General features: G+C 67.0%; 14 protein-coding genes. 4 read left to right on the plus strand and 10 right to left on the minus strand.

All coding sequences use genetic code 11. The annotated features are described in order from the left end of the window. Positions 1-1,117: 1,117 nt before the first annotated feature. The 6 genes from rodA (ACZK4H_RS18375) to ACZK4H_RS18400 all read right to left on the minus strand — a co-directional run bounded on the left by rodA (ACZK4H_RS18375) (position 1,118) and on the right by ACZK4H_RS18400 (position 8,279). Positions 1,118-2,197, minus strand: coding sequence for a rod shape-determining protein RodA (gene rodA / locus ACZK4H_RS18375; RefSeq protein ID WP_185959222.1), 1,080 nt, complete (start codon positions 2,195-2,197; stop codon positions 1,118-1,120). Positions 2,198-2,334: 137 nt separating this feature from the next. Then, positions 2,335-3,447: a rod shape-determining protein RodA gene (gene rodA, locus ACZK4H_RS18380; RefSeq protein ID WP_099551168.1), complete on the minus strand. Its 1,113-nt coding sequence runs from the start codon at positions 3,445-3,447 to the stop codon at positions 2,335-2,337. Then, the gene (gene mrdA / locus ACZK4H_RS18385; protein WP_099551167.1) at positions 3,444-5,525 is read right to left on the minus strand and encodes a penicillin-binding protein 2; all 2,082 of its coding nucleotides are present in this window, start codon (positions 5,523-5,525) and stop codon (positions 3,444-3,446) included. The genes rodA (ACZK4H_RS18380) and mrdA overlap by 4 nt, the downstream gene beginning before the upstream one ends. Positions 5,526-5,528: 3 nt before the next feature. Next, positions 5,529-6,014, minus strand: coding sequence for a rod shape-determining protein MreD (gene mreD, locus ACZK4H_RS18390; protein ID WP_099551166.1), 486 nt, complete (start codon positions 6,012-6,014; stop codon positions 5,529-5,531). Next, entirely contained in the window at positions 6,011-7,111 is a 1,101-nt protein-coding gene (gene mreC / locus ACZK4H_RS18395; protein WP_197577834.1) for a rod shape-determining protein MreC, read from the minus strand. Before mreC ends, mreD begins: the two co-directional genes overlap by 4 nt. 121 nt (positions 7,112-7,232) lie before the next feature. Further along, entirely contained in the window at positions 7,233-8,279 is a 1,047-nt protein-coding gene (locus ACZK4H_RS18400; RefSeq protein WP_005419402.1) for a rod shape-determining protein, read from the minus strand. A 284-nt stretch (positions 8,280-8,563) separates the two neighbouring features. Here ACZK4H_RS18400 and ACZK4H_RS18405 point away from each other — a divergent pair, with 284 nt between their 5' ends. Continuing rightward, positions 8,564-9,502 (plus strand): carbohydrate kinase family protein, encoded by a 939-nt coding sequence (locus ACZK4H_RS18405; protein ID WP_005411078.1) that lies wholly within the window; start codon positions 8,564-8,566, stop codon positions 9,500-9,502. 144 nt (positions 9,503-9,646) lie between these two features. Here the strand turns inward: ACZK4H_RS18405 and ACZK4H_RS18410 are convergent, their stop codons facing one another. The 4 genes from ACZK4H_RS18410 to ubiE form a co-directional block, all read right to left on the minus strand. Next, entirely contained in the window at positions 9,647-10,270 is a 624-nt protein-coding gene (locus ACZK4H_RS18410; RefSeq protein WP_099551171.1) for an HAD family hydrolase, read from the minus strand. Next, positions 10,270-11,001 carry a hypothetical protein gene (locus tag ACZK4H_RS18415; RefSeq protein ID WP_099551164.1) on the minus strand — a complete coding sequence of 244 codons (732 nt, stop codon included), beginning with the start codon at positions 10,999-11,001 and terminating at the stop codon, positions 10,270-10,272. The genes ACZK4H_RS18410 and ACZK4H_RS18415 overlap by 1 nt, the downstream gene beginning before the upstream one ends. A gap of 126 nt (positions 11,002-11,127) precedes the next feature. Continuing rightward, the gene (locus tag ACZK4H_RS18420) at positions 11,128-13,056 is read right to left on the minus strand and encodes a M1 family metallopeptidase (protein WP_099551163.1); all 1,929 of its coding nucleotides are present in this window, start codon (positions 13,054-13,056) and stop codon (positions 11,128-11,130) included. A 248-nt stretch (positions 13,057-13,304) separates the two neighbouring features. Next, on the minus strand, positions 13,305-14,066 hold the full coding sequence (gene ubiE / locus ACZK4H_RS18425; RefSeq protein ID WP_006471026.1) for a bifunctional demethylmenaquinone methyltransferase/2-methoxy-6-polyprenyl-1,4-benzoquinol methylase UbiE: 762 nt from the start codon (positions 14,064-14,066) through the stop codon (positions 13,305-13,307). An 80-nt stretch (positions 14,067-14,146) separates the two neighbouring features. Between ubiE and ACZK4H_RS18430 the strand changes: the two genes are divergently transcribed. From ACZK4H_RS18430 to ACZK4H_RS18440, 3 genes are all read left to right on the plus strand, one after another. After that, entirely contained in the window at positions 14,147-14,599 is a 453-nt protein-coding gene (locus tag ACZK4H_RS18430) for a nucleoside deaminase (RefSeq protein WP_093818037.1), read from the plus strand. A gap of 198 nt (positions 14,600-14,797) precedes the next feature. Further along, positions 14,798-15,058 (plus strand): hypothetical protein, encoded by a 261-nt coding sequence (locus ACZK4H_RS18435; protein ID WP_099551162.1) that lies wholly within the window; start codon positions 14,798-14,800, stop codon positions 15,056-15,058. A 75-nt stretch (positions 15,059-15,133) separates the two neighbouring features. Then, positions 15,134-15,460: a hypothetical protein gene (locus ACZK4H_RS18440; RefSeq protein ID WP_014038526.1), complete on the plus strand. Its 327-nt coding sequence runs from the start codon at positions 15,134-15,136 to the stop codon at positions 15,458-15,460. The last annotated feature ends 20 nt before the right edge of the window (positions 15,461-15,480 follow it).

The following is a 15,480-nucleotide window of genomic DNA, read 5'->3' on the forward strand; positions in this document are numbered from 1 at the left end:
GATGAATTAAAACCCCTAACACCATGAATCACAACGATTTGCCCGCGTTCAGCGGGAAATGTGAAGACGTCGTGATCGCACTTCCCCATTCAGATAGAGGTTGCCGGTTGCGTCCCCATCCCCGCAGACGCAACCGGCGACCGGATCCGGTCGGTACCCGCGCGGCTGCCGCTCCCCAGTGGCAGTGCTCCGCGCTCCCTGTACCCGTTGGATCAGTACTGCTTCCCGCCCGACGCCCCTCGCGCTGCAACGATTGACGGCGCGCCGTGCCGAACGGGCCGCCATTGTGCAGGCCGATTACGACAAGTCCATTGATCAGGATCAACGCGCTGTAAAAGTGTGAACCAGCTAACGCTTTTTCCGGACTTTGGTCAGCGGGTGTGCTGTCGTGCATCGTTGTGAGAACGCTTCCACAACGGGCGTTGCGCAGAGTCAGGAAGTTTCCAGCCAACGGCGCAGCCCCTCGTGGGTCGCCGCGAAAAGCAGTTCACGGGTGAGGCCAGGTAGATGCGCTGCGCAGGGGCCGCTGCAAGTACGTCCATGTAAGCTCGGTCGCCGCATCCATGCGGCTCACGCCCCTGCGCAGCCCATCTACCCGGCCACGGACAGGTTCCGTGCGCGTCTACCCACGGAGAAGAAAGAGAAGATCAAAAGCAAAAACGGCTTGGCGGGTCGCTTCATTGCCTTGTGTGGAGCCGAAGGCAGCGGCAGGAGCCGCTGCCAACGTCGACCATGGCGACGGCCCGAAGGGTGCCGGTCAGGACGACCGGCATAGCCATGCTCGGCTCACGAGCAAGCGCAGCGCCGCGACCCGCTTTTGATCTTCTCTTTCTTCTCTGTGGGTGGCAGACCGCCAAAATCTGTCAGAGGTCGGTCGGGTTGGGTTCGCGGGGGTGTCAGCCGCATGGGCCCGAGGCATGCCTCGGGCGGGTTGGGCAGGACGCCCAACCCTGGCCTTGCCGCGCGTGCAGGACTGCGCGCACGAGCAAGCGGCTGCCAAGCCCCCATGGATGGGTTCACGGCGTCCCCGCACTGCCCACCCACCCGGCCAGCCCCCAGCAATCCGGCTTTCAGCGACCGACACCACCCACGAGGGGCTGCGCCGTTGGCTGGAAACCTATCCCCCGTGCACGGGCCGGTGCCCTCGTACCGCCATCACCAGTCCGATGCCGGCCAACAGCGAGACCGCCGATGTCCCGCCATAACTGATCAAGGGCATCGGAATGCCCACCACCGGCAGCAGGCCGGAAATCATTCCGCCATTGACCAGCACGTAGACGCAGAACGCCAACCCCAGACTGCCGGCCAGCAACCGCGCGTGCGTGTCCCGCGCATGCACCGCGATCCACAGGCAGCGCCCGACCACGAACAGGTACAGCGCGAACACGCTGGCCACGCCGATCCAGCCGAACTCCTCAGCCAGCACTGAAAACGCGAAGTCCGTGGTGTACTCGGGCAGGAAATCCAGCGTGGCCTGCGTCCCCTGCCCCCAGCCACGCCCGTCCCAGCCACCGGAGCCGATCGCGATGCGCGACTGCAGGATGTTCCAACCGGTGCCGAGCGGATCCGCCGCCGGGTCGAGGAAGGTCAGCACGCGATCCTTCTGGTACTGCCGCAACAGGCCGAGCCAGGCCAGCGGCGCGGCCACTGCCAGGCCCGTCGCGCCGGTCGCCACCCAGCCCCAGTGCAGCCCGGCCAACAGCAGCGCGAACACGCCGCTGGCGGTGACCAGCGTGGCGGTACCGAGGTTGGGCTGCATCAGGATCAGCACCGCCGGTACGCCGATCAGCACGGCGGCGGTCAGTACGGTGCGCGGCGACGGTGGCAGCGGTTGCCGATGCAGGTACCAGGCCATCATCAGCGGCAGGCTGAGCTTGAGCAGCTCGGACGGCTGCAGGTAGAACACGCCGAGATTGAGCCAGCGCTGCCCGTACTTGCCGGTGCCGATCACGTACACCGCCATCAGCGGCAGCATCGACAGCGCGTAGATCGCAGGGGTCCACGCGCGCAGTCGCAGCAGCGAAACGCGCGACAGCAGCCACATCGCCACCAGGCCACAGGCAAAACGCGCCGCCTGCCCGGCCACCGGGCCGGACACGCTGTGCAGCACCGCCAGGCCCGCGCCCATCAGGATCAACAACGCGACGAGCAACGGCAGGTCGATCGTGCGCACCGCCTCACGGCAGCGGCCAAGCATTCGTTTCCATTCCACGCGCGCCACGGTAGCAACGGGCGCTTGCGTGAAGCTGTCAGGGTGCTTCTGCTCTCCGTAGCCGAGCTGTGGGGTCAGATCCTTTTTCCTGTGGGAAAAGGGATCTGACCCCACAGCCGGACTCACCCGTAGCCGCCGTGCACCGGGTTGTGACTGCGCACCGCCATCACCAGGCCGAAGCCGGCCAGCAGCGATACGGCCGAAGTGCCGCCGTAGCTGATCAGCGGCATGGGCACGCCCACCACCGGCAGCAGGCCGGAAATCATCCCGCCGTTCACCAGCACGTAGACGAAGAACGCCAGGCCGGTGGCGCCGGCCAGCAGGCGCGAGTACGAATCACGCGACTGGCTGGCGATCCACAGGCAACGCCCGATCACCACCAGGTACAGCGCCAGCACGGTGGCCACGCCGATCCAGCCGAATTCCTCGCTCAGCACCGAGAAGGCGAAGTCGGTGGTCTGCTCGGGAATGAAGTTCAGGTGGGACTGCGAGCCCTCGCCCCAGCCCTTGCCATCGAAGCCGCCGGAACCGATCGCGATCTTCGACTGGATGATGTTCCAGCCGGCCCCCAGCGCATCCATCTCCGGGTCCAGGAACATCATGATGCGGTCCTTCTGGTACGGCCGCAGCAGCCAGAACCAGGCCACCGGCGCAACCGCGGCCACGCCGCCCACGCCCAGGCCGACCCACCACCACGGCAGGCCCGCCAGCAGCAGCACGAACACGCCGCTGGCGGCGATCAGCACGCCGGTACCGAAGTCCGGCTGCAGCATCACCAGGCCGGTCGGCACGCCGATGATGATCAAGGCCACCAGCACGGTGTTGAAGCGCGGCGGCAGCGGCATCTTGTGCAGGTACCAGGCCACCATCATCGGCAGGCTGACCTTCAACAACTCGGCCGGCTGCAGGTAGAAGAACTTCAGGTCCAGCCATTGCCGGCCATATTTGCCGGTGCCGAGCACGAACACCGCCAGCAGCGGGATCATCGAGATCGCATAGATCATCGGCGTGGCCGAGCGGATGCGCAGGATGGGCACGCGCGAGATGCCCCACAGTGCGGCCATGCCCACCGCGAAACGCGCGCCCTGGGCCATCACCAGGCCATCGCCACCGGCACTCTTCAAGGTGGCCAGGCCAATCACCATCAGCGCGCCCAGGGCCAGGCACAGCACCCAGTCCAGCGTGCTGAAGAAGCGGCGCAGCATGTCGCCGGCCCAACGCAGGAACACTCTCATCGTGCGGGCTCCGCGGTGGTCGGACGCGGCGTAGCCGGCAACGCGGCCGCAGCCGGCGTCCCCGGCTGTGGTGCGGGTGCAGGTGCCGGTTCCGGTGCGGGCACGCCGACCAGCACCGGGTGTTCGCCCAACTGTGCCGCAGCAAGATCACCGGCCTGGCGTGCGCCCACATCTTCATTGTCGAATGCGGTCGCACCGATCGCGGTGGTACCGCGCTCGCTGTCCAGCGGCTGCATGCCTTCAGGCATCTTGCCCAGCAGATAGGCGTCGAACACCTTGCGTGCGATCGGCGCGGCCGCCGCACCGCCGTAGCCGCCGCCCTCCACCGCGATCGCCAGCGCGATCACCGGCTGGTCGACCGGCGCGAAACCGACGAACAGCGCGCGGTGGCGCAGGTGCATCGGCAGGCTCTTCGGATTCACCGCAGCGGTGCCCTTGCGGCTGATGACCTGCGCGGTACCGGTCTTGCCGGCCATCGTGTACGGCGCGCCGGCCGCCATGCGTGCCGCACTGCCGCCAGGCAACATGGTGGCCATCATGCCTTCGCGCACCGCCTGCAGGTTGTTCGGGTTCGGACTGACCGGTTTGCTCTCACCCGGGTCGGTCGCCATCCAGTCATGGTCGAACCCCGCGCGCTGCTGGATCACCAGATGGGGCGTGCGCAGCTGCCCGTTGGCCAGCCCACTGACACCCCGTGCCAGCTGCAGCGGGGTGACCTTCCAGTCACCCTGGCCGATGCTGATGTTGACTGTATCGCCCGGGTACCAGGCTTCCTTGCGGGTCTTCCGCTTGTAGGCCGGCGACGGCAGGATGCCGCCGATCTCGCCGGTCAGGTCGATACCGGTCGGCTGACCAAAGCCGTAGTACTCCATGTAGTGGTCGAAGCGCTCGATGCCCAGGTCCAGCGCCAGCTTGTAGTAGTAGGTGTTGACCGACTGCGCGATGGATTTGCGCAGGTCGGTCCAGCCATGGCCGCCGCGGTGCGAGTCACCCCAGCCACGCGAGGTGCCGGGCAGGTAGAACATGCCGGTGGACAACACCTTGTCTTCCGGGCGGCGCACGCCGGAATCCAGGCCGGCCAGGCCGATCAGCGGCTTCAACGTGGAACCGGGCGCGACGCCACCGAGTACCAGGCGGTTGAACTGTGGCCGCGACGGGTTGTCGTTCAGTGCCTTGAAGTCGGCATGGGAAATGCCGTTGACGAACAGGTTGGGGTCGTAGGACGGCAGGCTGACCATCGCCAGCACTTCGCCGGTGCGCGGGTCCATCGCCACCGCCGAACCTTCCTGGTCACCGAAAGCGGCCACCATCGCGCGCTGCAGGTCGGCGTCGATCGACAGCCGCAGATCGGCGCCGGACTGCGCGGCGACGCGGCCGATGGTGCGGATCGCACGGCCCTGCACGTTGGTCTCGACCTGTTCGTAGCCGACCTTGCCGCGCAGCTGCTGCTCGTAATAGCGCTCCAGGCCGGACTTGCCGATGTGGGTCAGCGCGGCATTGCCCTCGCCCAGGATCTCCAGATCCTTGTCATCGACGCGGCCGACGTAGCCGATGATGTGCGCGAACAGGTCGCCGTACGGATAACGCCGGGTCAGGTAAGGCTCCAGCTCGACGCCGGGGAAGCGCCAACGGTCGACGGCGAAGCGCGCCATCTCCTCGTCGCTCATGCGCAGCTTCAGCGTGACCGGCAGGAACTTGCGGCGCGCCTTGCGCGACTTGTTGAACGCTTCCAGCTCTTCCGGGCTGATGCTGATGATCTTCGCCAGCCCTTCCAGGGTGGCGTCCATGTCCTTGACCTTGTCCGGGGTCACATCCAGGCGGAAGGCTGGCACGTTCTCTGCCAGCAGGCGACCGTTGCGGTCGTAGATCATGCCGCGCCCGGGCACCACCGGCCGCGGCTTGATACGGTTGGCTTCCGAACGCGTGGCGTAGACGTCGTGGTCCAGCACCTGCAGCTTGAAGTACCAGCCGCCCAGGCCCAGCAGGCAGACCAGCACGCCCAGGAAACCCAGCGCCGCACGGCGGCGGAACTGTTCGGCTTCGGCGTGCGGATTCTTGACCTGGCGGCGCGGGATCATGGCTCAGCGCCCGCGCTTGCCGAAGCGCACCGCGTCCAGCAGCACGAACACCAGCGGCCACAGGCCCATGCCCAGCAGCGGCGCCCACCAGTACGACCACGGCAGGGTCGGCTCGCCCACCAGCATGTGCACCAGCGCGCTGACGATGCGGTCGTTGAACAGCAGGCCGCCGATGGCCAGCATCTGCTGTGACATCGGGAAGAAGCGGATGCGCGCACGGAAGCGTTGCAGGATGAAGGCCAGCATCACCAGCCGCAGCGCCTGTTCGCCGAGCACGCCGCCGTACAGCAGGTCGGCGACCACGCCGCTGGCGAAAGCGATGCCCAGGCCGACGCGCTCGGGTGCTTCGATGACCCAGTACGCCAGTACCAGCGCCAGCCAATACGGTCGCAGCGGCTGCAGCAGCGCCGGCAACGGCAGCAGGCCCAGCAGCAGGGCCACCACCAGGCTGGCCGGCAATACCCACGGGTTGTCGCGCAGGCGGCTCATCGCTGGGCCTCCGGCGTGGTCGGTTGCCGGCCAGCGGCCGGCACTACCGTAGCCGACCCAGCATCGGGTGGAGAGCCCCCCTCTTGTTGAGGGGGGCGCGCTGAAGGCGCGGGGGTAAGGGAGGATGCGCGGGCCGGTTGCGCCGAAGGTGCAGTCGGCTGAGGGGGGCGCGCCAACGGCGCGGGGGTAAGGGAGGGTGCGCGGGCCGGTTGCGCCGAAGGTGCAGTCGGCTGCAATTCGCTGGCCGCAGGCAAGCGAATTGCTGCACCCGGGCGCAGCAGCAGCACGTCGCGACCACGGTCCAGCTGGGCCGCCGGCTTCAGTTCGCCGACCAGGAAGGCATGGGTATCGTCCGGGCGCAGGCCGGTGATGCTGCCGACCGGGAAGCCGGCCGGGAAGCGGCCACCGAGGCCGGAGGTGACGATCTCATCGCCCACTTCCACGCCGGCGCTGAGCGGGATGTCGCGCAGTTCCAGCTTGTCGCCGCGACCGTAGACGATCAGCCGCACGCCGTTGCGGGCCACAGTCACCGGCACGGCATGGTCGGGGTCGGTCAGCAGCAGCACGGTGGAGGTACCGCCAGTGACGCTGATCACCTGGCCCATCAGGCCGCCGGCATCGATCACCGCCTGGCCGACATGCACGCCTTCGCGGCTGCCGGCGTCGAGCACCAGGCGCTGCTTCACCGGATCCAGGTCGATGTCCAGGATCGGCGCCAGCTGCACGTCCAGACCACTGCGCTCGGCCACGTTCAGCAGTTCGCGCAGCTGAGCGTTGTCCAGCGCGGCGGTCTGCAGGCGGGTCAGGCGCGCGTTGGCCAGCAGCAGCTGGTTGCGCAGTTCACGGTTCTCGTTGACCAGCTGGCCGTGGCTGGCCGCCGAGTCCTTGACCTGGTTGCCGAGCTTGCCCGGCAGGCCCGCCAGTGCCCATACCGGCTGCACCAGGCTGTTGGCCTGCCCGCGCAGCTGCGCGAGCCAGCCGGCCTGGTCGTCAAGCACGATCAGGGTGATGGCCAGTGCGAGATAAGCCAGCAGACGCAGCGGGCTGGCGGCATCACCGGATCGGGAAGCAACGGGAGGTCCGGCGTAGGGCGGCACGGCAACGATTCAACTGGCAGAAGGCGGAAGGGAAACACGCGGGCGCCCCGCCGGTGCCGGCCCGCCATCGCGGCGGGCCGCACCCCGGAAGGGCGCGGCGGGCAGGAACGGCCGGGACGGCTTATTCCGGCGCAAAGAACTCGTTGCCGTGCATGTCGACCAGCTCCAGCGCACGGCCACCGCCGCGGGCCACGCAGGTCAGCGGATCGTCCGCCACCTGCACGTGCAGGCCGGTTTCCTCGGAAATCAGGCGGTCCAGGTCACGCAGCAGGGCGCCACCACCGGTCAGCACGATGCCGCGCTCGGCGACGTCGGCGCAGAGTTCCGGCGGGGTCTGCTCCAGCGCCAGCTTGACCGCGCTGACGATGCCCGACAGCGGCTCATGCAGGGCTTCAAGCACCTCGTTGGAGCTGATCTTGATCATCTTCGGCACACCCTCGGCGAGGTTGCGGCCGGAGATTTCCATCTCGATCACTTCCGCCTGCGGGTAGGCGCAGCCCAGCTCGACCTTGATGCGCTCGGCGGTGGCTTCACCGATCAGCATGCCGTGGTTGCGGCGCACGTAGTTGGTGATCGACTCGTCGAAGCGGTCGCCACCGATGCGGACCGACGCCGAGTAGACGATACCGTTGAGCGAGATCACCGCCACTTCGGTGGTGCCGCCGCCGATGTCGATGACCATCGAACCACGCGCTTCGGTGACCGGCATGCCAGCGCCGATCGCGGCCGCCATCGGCTCTTCGATCAGGAACACGTCACGGGCACCGGCTTCCTCGGCCGATTCCTTGATCGCGCGGCGCTCGACCTGGGTCGAACCGGCCGGCACGCAGACCAGCACGCGCGGGCTCGGGCGCAGCACGCGCGACTTGTGCACCTTCTTGATGAAGTGCTTGAGCATCGCCTCGGTATAGGTGAAGTCGGCGATGACGCCGTCCTTCATCGGGCGGATGGTGGTGATGTGGCCCGGGGTACGGCCAAGCATCTGCTTGGCTTCGGCGCCTACGGCTGCCACCGAGCGGGTGCCACCGATGGCACGATCCTGGCGCACGGCCACGACCGATGGCTCGTTCAGCACGATCCCCTGCCCGCGCACGTAGATGAGGGTGTTGGCCGTGCCCAGGTCGATGGACAGGTCGTTGGAGAACATGCCACGGAGTTTCTTGAACATCTGAGGAAGGAGTCCTGAGGGGTGTCGTGCCCGCCGCGGGATGGCGAAAAAATGGGCAGAAATCGAGGCCGACAAGCCTAGCAACCCGCCTGCCGCCGAGCAAGGAAAAAACTAGCTGAACCCGCGTCTTCACAGGCTTTCGGCCTGATCGGGTCTCACCCGGTTCTGGCCCTGAGCGGCACCAGCGGGTAACCTTTGCGCCGTCGGGCGCCCAAGGGCGCCGTTTGCTTGCCCGCCGAACCGGGCCGGCCCATCCCAAAAATTCACCGCATAGGCTTACATCGATGTCCGCTCTGATCTGTGGTTCTCTTGCCTTCGACACCATCATGGTGTTCCCGGACCAGTTCAAGAATCACATCCTGCCGGACAAGGTGCACATCCTGAACGTGTCGTTCCTGGTCCCCCGCATGCGCCGCGAGTTCGGCGGCTGTGCCGGCAACATCGCCTACAACCTGCACCTGCTGGGCGGCCAGCCGATCCCGATGGGCACCGTGGGTTCGGACTTCGGCCCGTACCGCGAGTACTTCGAAGGCCTGGGCATCGACCTGTCGCGCGTGCGCGTGATCGACGAGCTGTTCACCCCGCAGGCGTTCATCACCACCGACCACGACAACAACCAGATCACCGCCTTCCACCCGGGCGCGATGATGCGTTCCTACGAGAACCACGTGCGTGGCGTACCGGGCGTGACCCTGGGCCTGGTCGGCCCGGACGGCCGCGAAGGCATGATCCAGAACGCGCAGGAATTCCACGAAGACGGCATTCCGTTCATCTTCGACCCGGGCCAGGCCATGCCGCTGTTCAACGGCCCGGAGCTGCGCGCCTTCATCGATCAGGCCGATTACGTGGTGGTCAACGACTACGAGTCGAACCTGCTGCAGGAGCGCACCGGCTGGGACGAGAAGGAGATCGTCAGCCGGGTCAAGGCCTACATCACCACCCGCGGCCCCAAGGGCGCGGTCATCCACACCCCGGAAAAGAGCTACGACATCCCGCCGGCGCACGAGCGCCGCGTGGTCGACCCGACCGGCTGTGGCGACGCCTTCCGCGCCGGCCTGATCTACGGCATCCAGAAGGGCTACGACTGGCTGACCATCGGCCGCATGGGCAACCTGATGGGCGCGCTGAAGGTCGAGCACCCGGGCACGCAGAACCAGCGCTTCACCTTCGATGAGTTCAACGAGCAGTTCAAGCAGCAGTTCGGTTACGCGCTGGGCGCGTAAACCGAACTGCCCGCGCATTCCACCTTATCCCCGCGCCTTCGGCGCGCCCCCTTGAACACCAAGGGGGCTTTCCACCCGATGCGCTGCTGGGAATGCTGTTGGTAGGTGTCGACCTTGGTCGACACTGCCGGCCAGCGGCCGGCACTACCCCTTCTGCTGCCAGGCCGCCAGCAACGCTCGGCAATCGGCGAAATGCCAGTCGGCGCTGCCGGGCCACGGGTTCTCCGGCAGGCTGACCAGCACGGTGTGCGTGCCCGCAGCGCGGCCGCACTCCAGGTCGTAGGCGTGGTCACCCACCATCACCATGTCCGCGGCCGCCACGCCCCAGCGCCGCTGGTGCTGCTGCAGGCCATCCGGTGACGGCTTGGGCACCGCTTCATCGCGGCCGATGATGTCGGCATCGTCGAACAACTCGCCGACCCCGATCGCCTCCAGCGTCAGCTTCGCCAGCGCGTGGTCGTTGCGGGTCAGGATGCCCAGCCGGCAGCCAGCCGCCGCCAGCGCGCGCAGCAGCTTCACCGCGCCCGGCGCCGGCAGCGCGTCCTCGGCCAGCGCGCGCTCGTGATCCAGCAGCCACGCGCGCTTGGCCTGCGCCGGTGCCTCCGGCAGCGCCGCGATATGGTCGAGGATGTCTTCCTCGGCGGCGATCTGCAGCGCGCGGCGGATCGCGGCGAAATCATGCACGGCTACCGTCAGCGTGCCGTCCATGTCGAACACCCAGTGCCGGATCGCGGACAACGCGTGCACTGCGCTGCCCGTCGCGATCATCACTGCCACCACTGCGGCATGCGGCTGGCGTCGACACCGCCGGTTTCGAACACGGCCGTGCGCGTGCCGCCGGCCTTGACCGGGAACTCGATGCTGATCGACTTGCCCTTGCGCGCCAGCTTCCACAGCGCCTTCTGGTCGGTGATGAACATCGCAATGGCTTCATCGGTCTTCGGGCGCCAGGCCGCCATCGACACGGGCTTGCCGTCGTCCACGGTCACCTTCACCGTGCATTGCGGACAGCGGAAATCACCGGCCTGCAGCACCAGGTAGGCGTGCCGCTTCCACTCAGGGTGATCGCGGAACACCAGCTGCACCGGCTTGGCACCACTGCCGTCCACATCCACCCGTTCCTTGCTGTAGATCGACGCCGAGACCTGGTTGCCCTTGCTGCCGACCGGAATCTGGTTGTACTGCCACAGCCCCTGCATGCGGCGCAGGTCGCGCGCGGCGTCGCCCTTAGCCTTTACTTCATCGAAACCGGCCGCGATGCGCTCAGCGGCGGCGGTGTCCTTGTACTGGTCCAGCAGCGAGGCACCATGCAGGCGCGCGCGCTCCCAGTCCTGCGCAGCTACGGCCATGTCGTACTGCTTGGCCACGTCGTCGGCCTTGGCCTCCTTCTGCGCCTGCACGGCCGCCGCGGCGGCTTCCTGCGCCTTGCGCTCCTCCTCGGGATTGCTGCAGGCGGCCAGGGCCAGGGTACAGGCGGTGAGCAGGATCAGTCGTTTCATGGCAGAGGTCCTATGCGAGTGCATCCCGATTCTATCGGCAGCGAAAAGCGGATACAGCAACGGCGGGTTTCCCCGCCGTTGCTGGTGAAGCCGTGACCGGTTGCCGGCCAGCGGCCGCACTACCGCTTACTTGGCTTCAGCCTTGGCCAGCATGTCCTGCACCGAGGCGGTGGTGATCGGGTGGTAGCCCGGCTTGGCCTTTTCGAAGGCCTGCTTGGCCAGCTCCAGCCCCTTCGGGGTCTTCACCAGTTCGGCGTAGATCGGCAGGATCAGCTTGCGACGGCCGACACGCTCGATGAACGCAGCGGCACCTTCATTGGCCTGCTCGTAGCCGCTGCGGATCGCCAGCGGGTACCAGCGCATGGCGATCTCGCCATTCGGGGTGCCGGTGAAGTGGAAGGCCTTGTCCAGCGTGGCCAGCTTGTCCAGCGGCTGGGTCGCGCCCAGGCCGTCGATGAAGCGCACCCATTCCTGCGTGCTCCAGTCGGTGATGACCTGGCTGCTGGGCACGGTGCCGGCGCTGGCGAAGGCAATGCGCGCGGTATCGACGCTGCTGAAGTTGCGCGACTGCGCCTTGGCCGCGAACGCCGGGATGCCCGGCTCGTCCAGCCACGCCTTCAGTTCGGCCTCGGTCACGGCCGACGGATTCTTCGGCAGCAGGTTCTTCTTCAGGTACTCGACGAACTGGTCGGTGTTCGCGCTCTGGAAGGCATGGTCATCGAACCAGCCACGCAGGAACGGATCGAAGGTCTCGCGGCCGAAGCGCTGTTCCAGGAACTCCAGGAACCACGAACCCTTGACGTAGGCGACCTGACTGAGGGCTTCGTCGGGGTCGCGCTCGTTCAGCGGCGGCAGCGCCAGTGCCTGATCGGCCGGGCTCATGTCCTTCACTTCGGCCAGCAGGTCGGTCTGGTCGATCTGCTTCTCCATCTCGGCCATCTCCTTACCGTACAGGGCTTCGGTGATGCGGCCCTGGACGTAGGTGGTGAAGCCTTCGTTGAGCCAGATGTCCTTCCAGCTGGCATTGGTCACCAGGTTGCCCGACCAGCTGTGCGCCAGTTCGTGGGCAACCAGCGAGACCAGCGACTTGTCGCCGACGATCACGGTCGGGGTGGCGAAGGTCAGGCGCGGGTTTTCCATGCCGCCGAACGGGAACGACGGCGGCAGCACCAGCATGTCGTAGCGGCCCCAGCGGTATTCGCCGTACAGCTTCTCGGCGGCACCGATCATCTTCTCGGTGTCTTCGAATTCCTTGGCGGCCTTGTTGACCATGGTCGGCTCGGCCCAGACGCCGGAGCGGCCGGAGATCGGCTCGAACACCAGGTCGCCGGCGGCGATGGCCAGCAGGTAGGACGGAATCGGCTGCGGCATCTTGAAGGTGTAGTCACCGTCACGCGCGGCCTTCGGATCGTTGTCGGCGCTCATCAGCACCATCACGTCCGGGCGCGAGACCACGTGCGCGCTGTAGGTGAAGCGCACGCTCGGGGTGTCCTGCAGCGGCACCCAGGAACGGGCATGGATGGCCTGCGACTGGCTGAACATGAAGGGCAGCTTCTTGCCCTCGGTCATCGACGGTGCCAGCCACTGCAGGCCCGAGGCGGTCGGCGCGGTGTGGTAGGTCACTTCCACCTTGGCCGGCTGTTCCGGGGCCTCGATGGTCAGCTTGCTGCCGAACACCTTGTCAGCGGCGGCCAGCTCGAACTTCAGCGGGCTGCGCGCGCCATCGGCGGCAACGGCCTCTACCTTGGACACGCTCAGCTCGCGGGTGTCGAGCACCAGCTGCTTGGCGTCCTTCTGCTTCCATTCCAGGGTGTAGGTGGCGGTACCGCCGATCTGCTTCTGGTCGAAGTCCAGCTTCAGATCCAGCGCGATGTCCTTGATGACGACCTTGTCCGGCTCGGCGTATGAGCTTTCGTCGTGGCTGCGGTTCTCGGCGTTCACGGGAGCGGCAGGGGCCTTTTCGGCAGTCGGGGCGGCGGCGGGCGCGGCCGCCTCCTGGGAGCAGCCGGCGGCCAGGGCCACGGCCAGCGGAAGGAGCATCAGCGGATTACGCATGAATCGGGACCGTTACGGGGATCAAACCCCAATGGTACCTCCCTCCGGCCCGGCAGGCGTTGCGCGGTGCGGGGTAATGGCGGGCAAGGCCGATCCTGCGGCGGCACCCTGGGTAGGTGCCAACCTTGGTTGGCAAGGATCTTTCATCGCTCGCGGCCTGCGCTGTGCCAACCAAGGTTGGCACCTACCAGAGCAGATACCCGCAGCGGGCGAGTGCCAACCAAGGTTGGCACCCACCAGAGCAGGGCTTACAGCTTGTAGCCGGAGTGGATCGAAACGATGCCGCCGGTCAGGTTCTTGTAGTGGCAGCGCTCGAAGCCGGCCTGCCCCATCATCGCCTTCAGTTCATCCTGCGGCGGGTGCTTGCGGATGCTCTCGGCCAGGTACTGGTAGCTGTCCGAATCGTTGGCGAACAGCTTGCCCAGCTTGGGCAGGATCCTGAACGAGTGGAAGTCGTAGATCGGCTTGAACCAGTCCGCGGTGACTTCGGAGAACTCCAGCACGCGGGCCTGGCCGCCCACTTTCAGCACGCGGTACATCTCGCGCAGGCCAGCGTCCTTGTCGGTGACGTTGCGCAGGCCGAAGGCGATGGTGACCAGGTCGAAGCTGTTGTCCGGGAACGGCAGGGCCTCGGCGTTGCACTGCACGTAGTCCAGGCCGAGCACCAGGCCGCGGTTGGTCAGGCGGTCACGGCCGACCGACAGCATGCCGGCGTTGATGTCGCCCAGCACCACCGAGCCCTCGGCGCCGACGCGCTCCTTCAGCAGGGCGGCGATGTCGCCGGTGCCGCCTGCCAGATCGAGCACGCGGTCGCCCGGCTTCACCTGCGCGGTAGCCACGTAGTAGCGCTTCCACGCCCGGTGCACGCCCAGGCTCATCAGGTCGTTCATCAGGTCGTAGTTGCGCGCGACCGAGGTGAACACCTGGCCGACCAGCTTCTGCTTGTCCTTGGCGGCGACGTCGCGGAACCCGAAATGGGTGGTACCGGCTTTGTAGGGGGATTCGCTCATGGCCCCGATTATCGCACCGCCGGGGGCCAGCGGCACCCCCTGCCCGTATCATGGCGGGCCACGACTTACCGGAGCCCCGCATGATCACCACGCCCGACTACCAGGCCCTGCTGCAGACCGCCATTGCCGAAGCCCGCCAGGGGCTGGCCGAAGGCGGCGTGCCGATCGGCGCGGCGCTGTACCACAACGACGGCCGCCTGCTCGGCTGCGGCCACAACCGCCGCGTGCAGGAAGGCGATCCGTCGGTGCACGGCGAAACCGATGCGTTCCGCAAGGCCGGTCGCCAGCGCCGTTACCAGGACACCATCATGGTCACCACCCTGGCCCCGTGCTGGTACTGCTCGGGGCTGGTGCGCCAGTTCAACATCGGCACCGTGGTGGTGGGCGAATCGCGCACCTTCCAGGGCGGCATCGACTGGTTGCGCGAGAGCGGCGTCAACGTGATCGACCTGGACAACCAGGAATGCGTGGACCTGCTGGGCGGTTTCATTGCGCAGCATCCGGAGATCTGGAACGAAGACATCGGTGAATGAGCACCGTGCAGTGTCCTGTTGAACCCGTTTAATGAACGCTTCAGTGCCGGCACGCCCTAGTGCCGGCAGCGTTTGCGGCCATTGCCGTGAACCCGTGCACAGTCAGCTGCGCAACGTGCACACGCTGCGGTAACACCCCACCCGGCCGCCGCGCCTAGGGTGGGGTTACCGGGACTCCTTTCCCCGGCGGAGCCAGCCATGTGCGCGCACGCCGTACGCCCCACGCCCGACCCGATCCTCGACGCCATCCGCAAGCGCCTGCAGCAGCAGTACGCGCTGCACCAGCGTAGCGCGCTGTTCTGGACCGCCTACCAGAGCCTGCAGCTGGAACTGGTACGCGGCCACCCGCTCGACCATGAGCGCCTGTGCAATGCGATGGCCGACATGGCCGAAGACCTCGGCGCGGTCGAGCACGCGCAACTGGTAGGCAATCGCAACGCCAGCTGCACATCGCGCTGACGCGGCATCCACTGCCTTATCGGCCACACTCGGATGAACCCCCACTCCCTTTCCACTCAACCGAACTGGATTGTCATGCACGCCGAAGTCCCCACCATTCCCCCGGTCATCAACGTTGACGCCGAGCTTGACCACTGGCGCCGCCAGCATGCCGACGGCGCACTACCGCACAACTCGTTCGGCTCCTACGTACCGTGGATCAAGTTCGCCTGTGATTCGCTGATCACCCAGCCGCGCGCCAGCAATGCGCAGCGCGACGAGATGTTCCAGACCCAGTACGCCCTGCAGATCATGCCGCGCCTGAGCGAAGCCCAGGCCCGCGAATTCGTTGATCGTTGCTGGCAGCACGTCTACCAGACCAGCCCGGTGCGCCTGCAGGACGCGCCACGCCTGCGCGCCTGACGGCTGCACGGCCCCTGCAC

The organism is Stenotrophomonas sp. 78350_Sma (assembly GCF_056482105.1).

What these genes read in the sequence shown, in the direction of transcription:
- ACZK4H_RS18410 (WP_099551171.1), bottom strand. Translation starts at nt 10,270, where the DNA reads ATGATCGCGACGGGCAGCGCAGTGCACGCGTTGTCCGCGATCCGGCAC.
- ACZK4H_RS18400 (WP_005419402.1), bottom strand. Translation starts at nt 8,279, where the DNA reads ATGTTCAAGAAACTCCGTGGCATGTTCTCCAACGACCTGTCCATCGAC.
- ACZK4H_RS18420 (WP_099551163.1), bottom strand. Translation starts at nt 13,056, where the DNA reads ATGCGTAATCCGCTGATGCTCCTTCCGCTGGCCGTGGCCCTGGCCGCC.
- ACZK4H_RS18430 (WP_093818037.1), top strand. Translation starts at nt 14,147, where the DNA reads ATGATCACCACGCCCGACTACCAGGCCCTGCTGCAGACCGCCATTGCC.
- ubiE (WP_006471026.1), bottom strand. Translation starts at nt 14,066, where the DNA reads ATGAGCGAATCCCCCTACAAAGCCGGTACCACCCATTTCGGGTTCCGC.
- mreD (WP_099551166.1), bottom strand. Translation starts at nt 6,014, where the DNA reads ATGAGCCGCCTGCGCGACAACCCGTGGGTATTGCCGGCCAGCCTGGTG.
- ACZK4H_RS18435 (WP_099551162.1), top strand. Translation starts at nt 14,798, where the DNA reads ATGTGCGCGCACGCCGTACGCCCCACGCCCGACCCGATCCTCGACGCC.
- ACZK4H_RS18415 (WP_099551164.1), bottom strand. Translation starts at nt 11,001, where the DNA reads ATGAAACGACTGATCCTGCTCACCGCCTGTACCCTGGCCCTGGCCGCC.
- ACZK4H_RS18405 (WP_005411078.1), top strand. Translation starts at nt 8,564, where the DNA reads ATGTCCGCTCTGATCTGTGGTTCTCTTGCCTTCGACACCATCATGGTG.
- rodA (WP_099551168.1), bottom strand. Translation starts at nt 3,447, where the DNA reads ATGAGAGTGTTCCTGCGTTGGGCCGGCGACATGCTGCGCCGCTTCTTC.
- mrdA (WP_099551167.1), bottom strand. Translation starts at nt 5,525, where the DNA reads ATGATCCCGCGCCGCCAGGTCAAGAATCCGCACGCCGAAGCCGAACAG.
- ACZK4H_RS18440 (WP_014038526.1), top strand. Translation starts at nt 15,134, where the DNA reads ATGCACGCCGAAGTCCCCACCATTCCCCCGGTCATCAACGTTGACGCC.
- rodA (WP_185959222.1), bottom strand. Translation starts at nt 2,197, where the DNA reads ATGCTTGGCCGCTGCCGTGAGGCGGTGCGCACGATCGACCTGCCGTTG.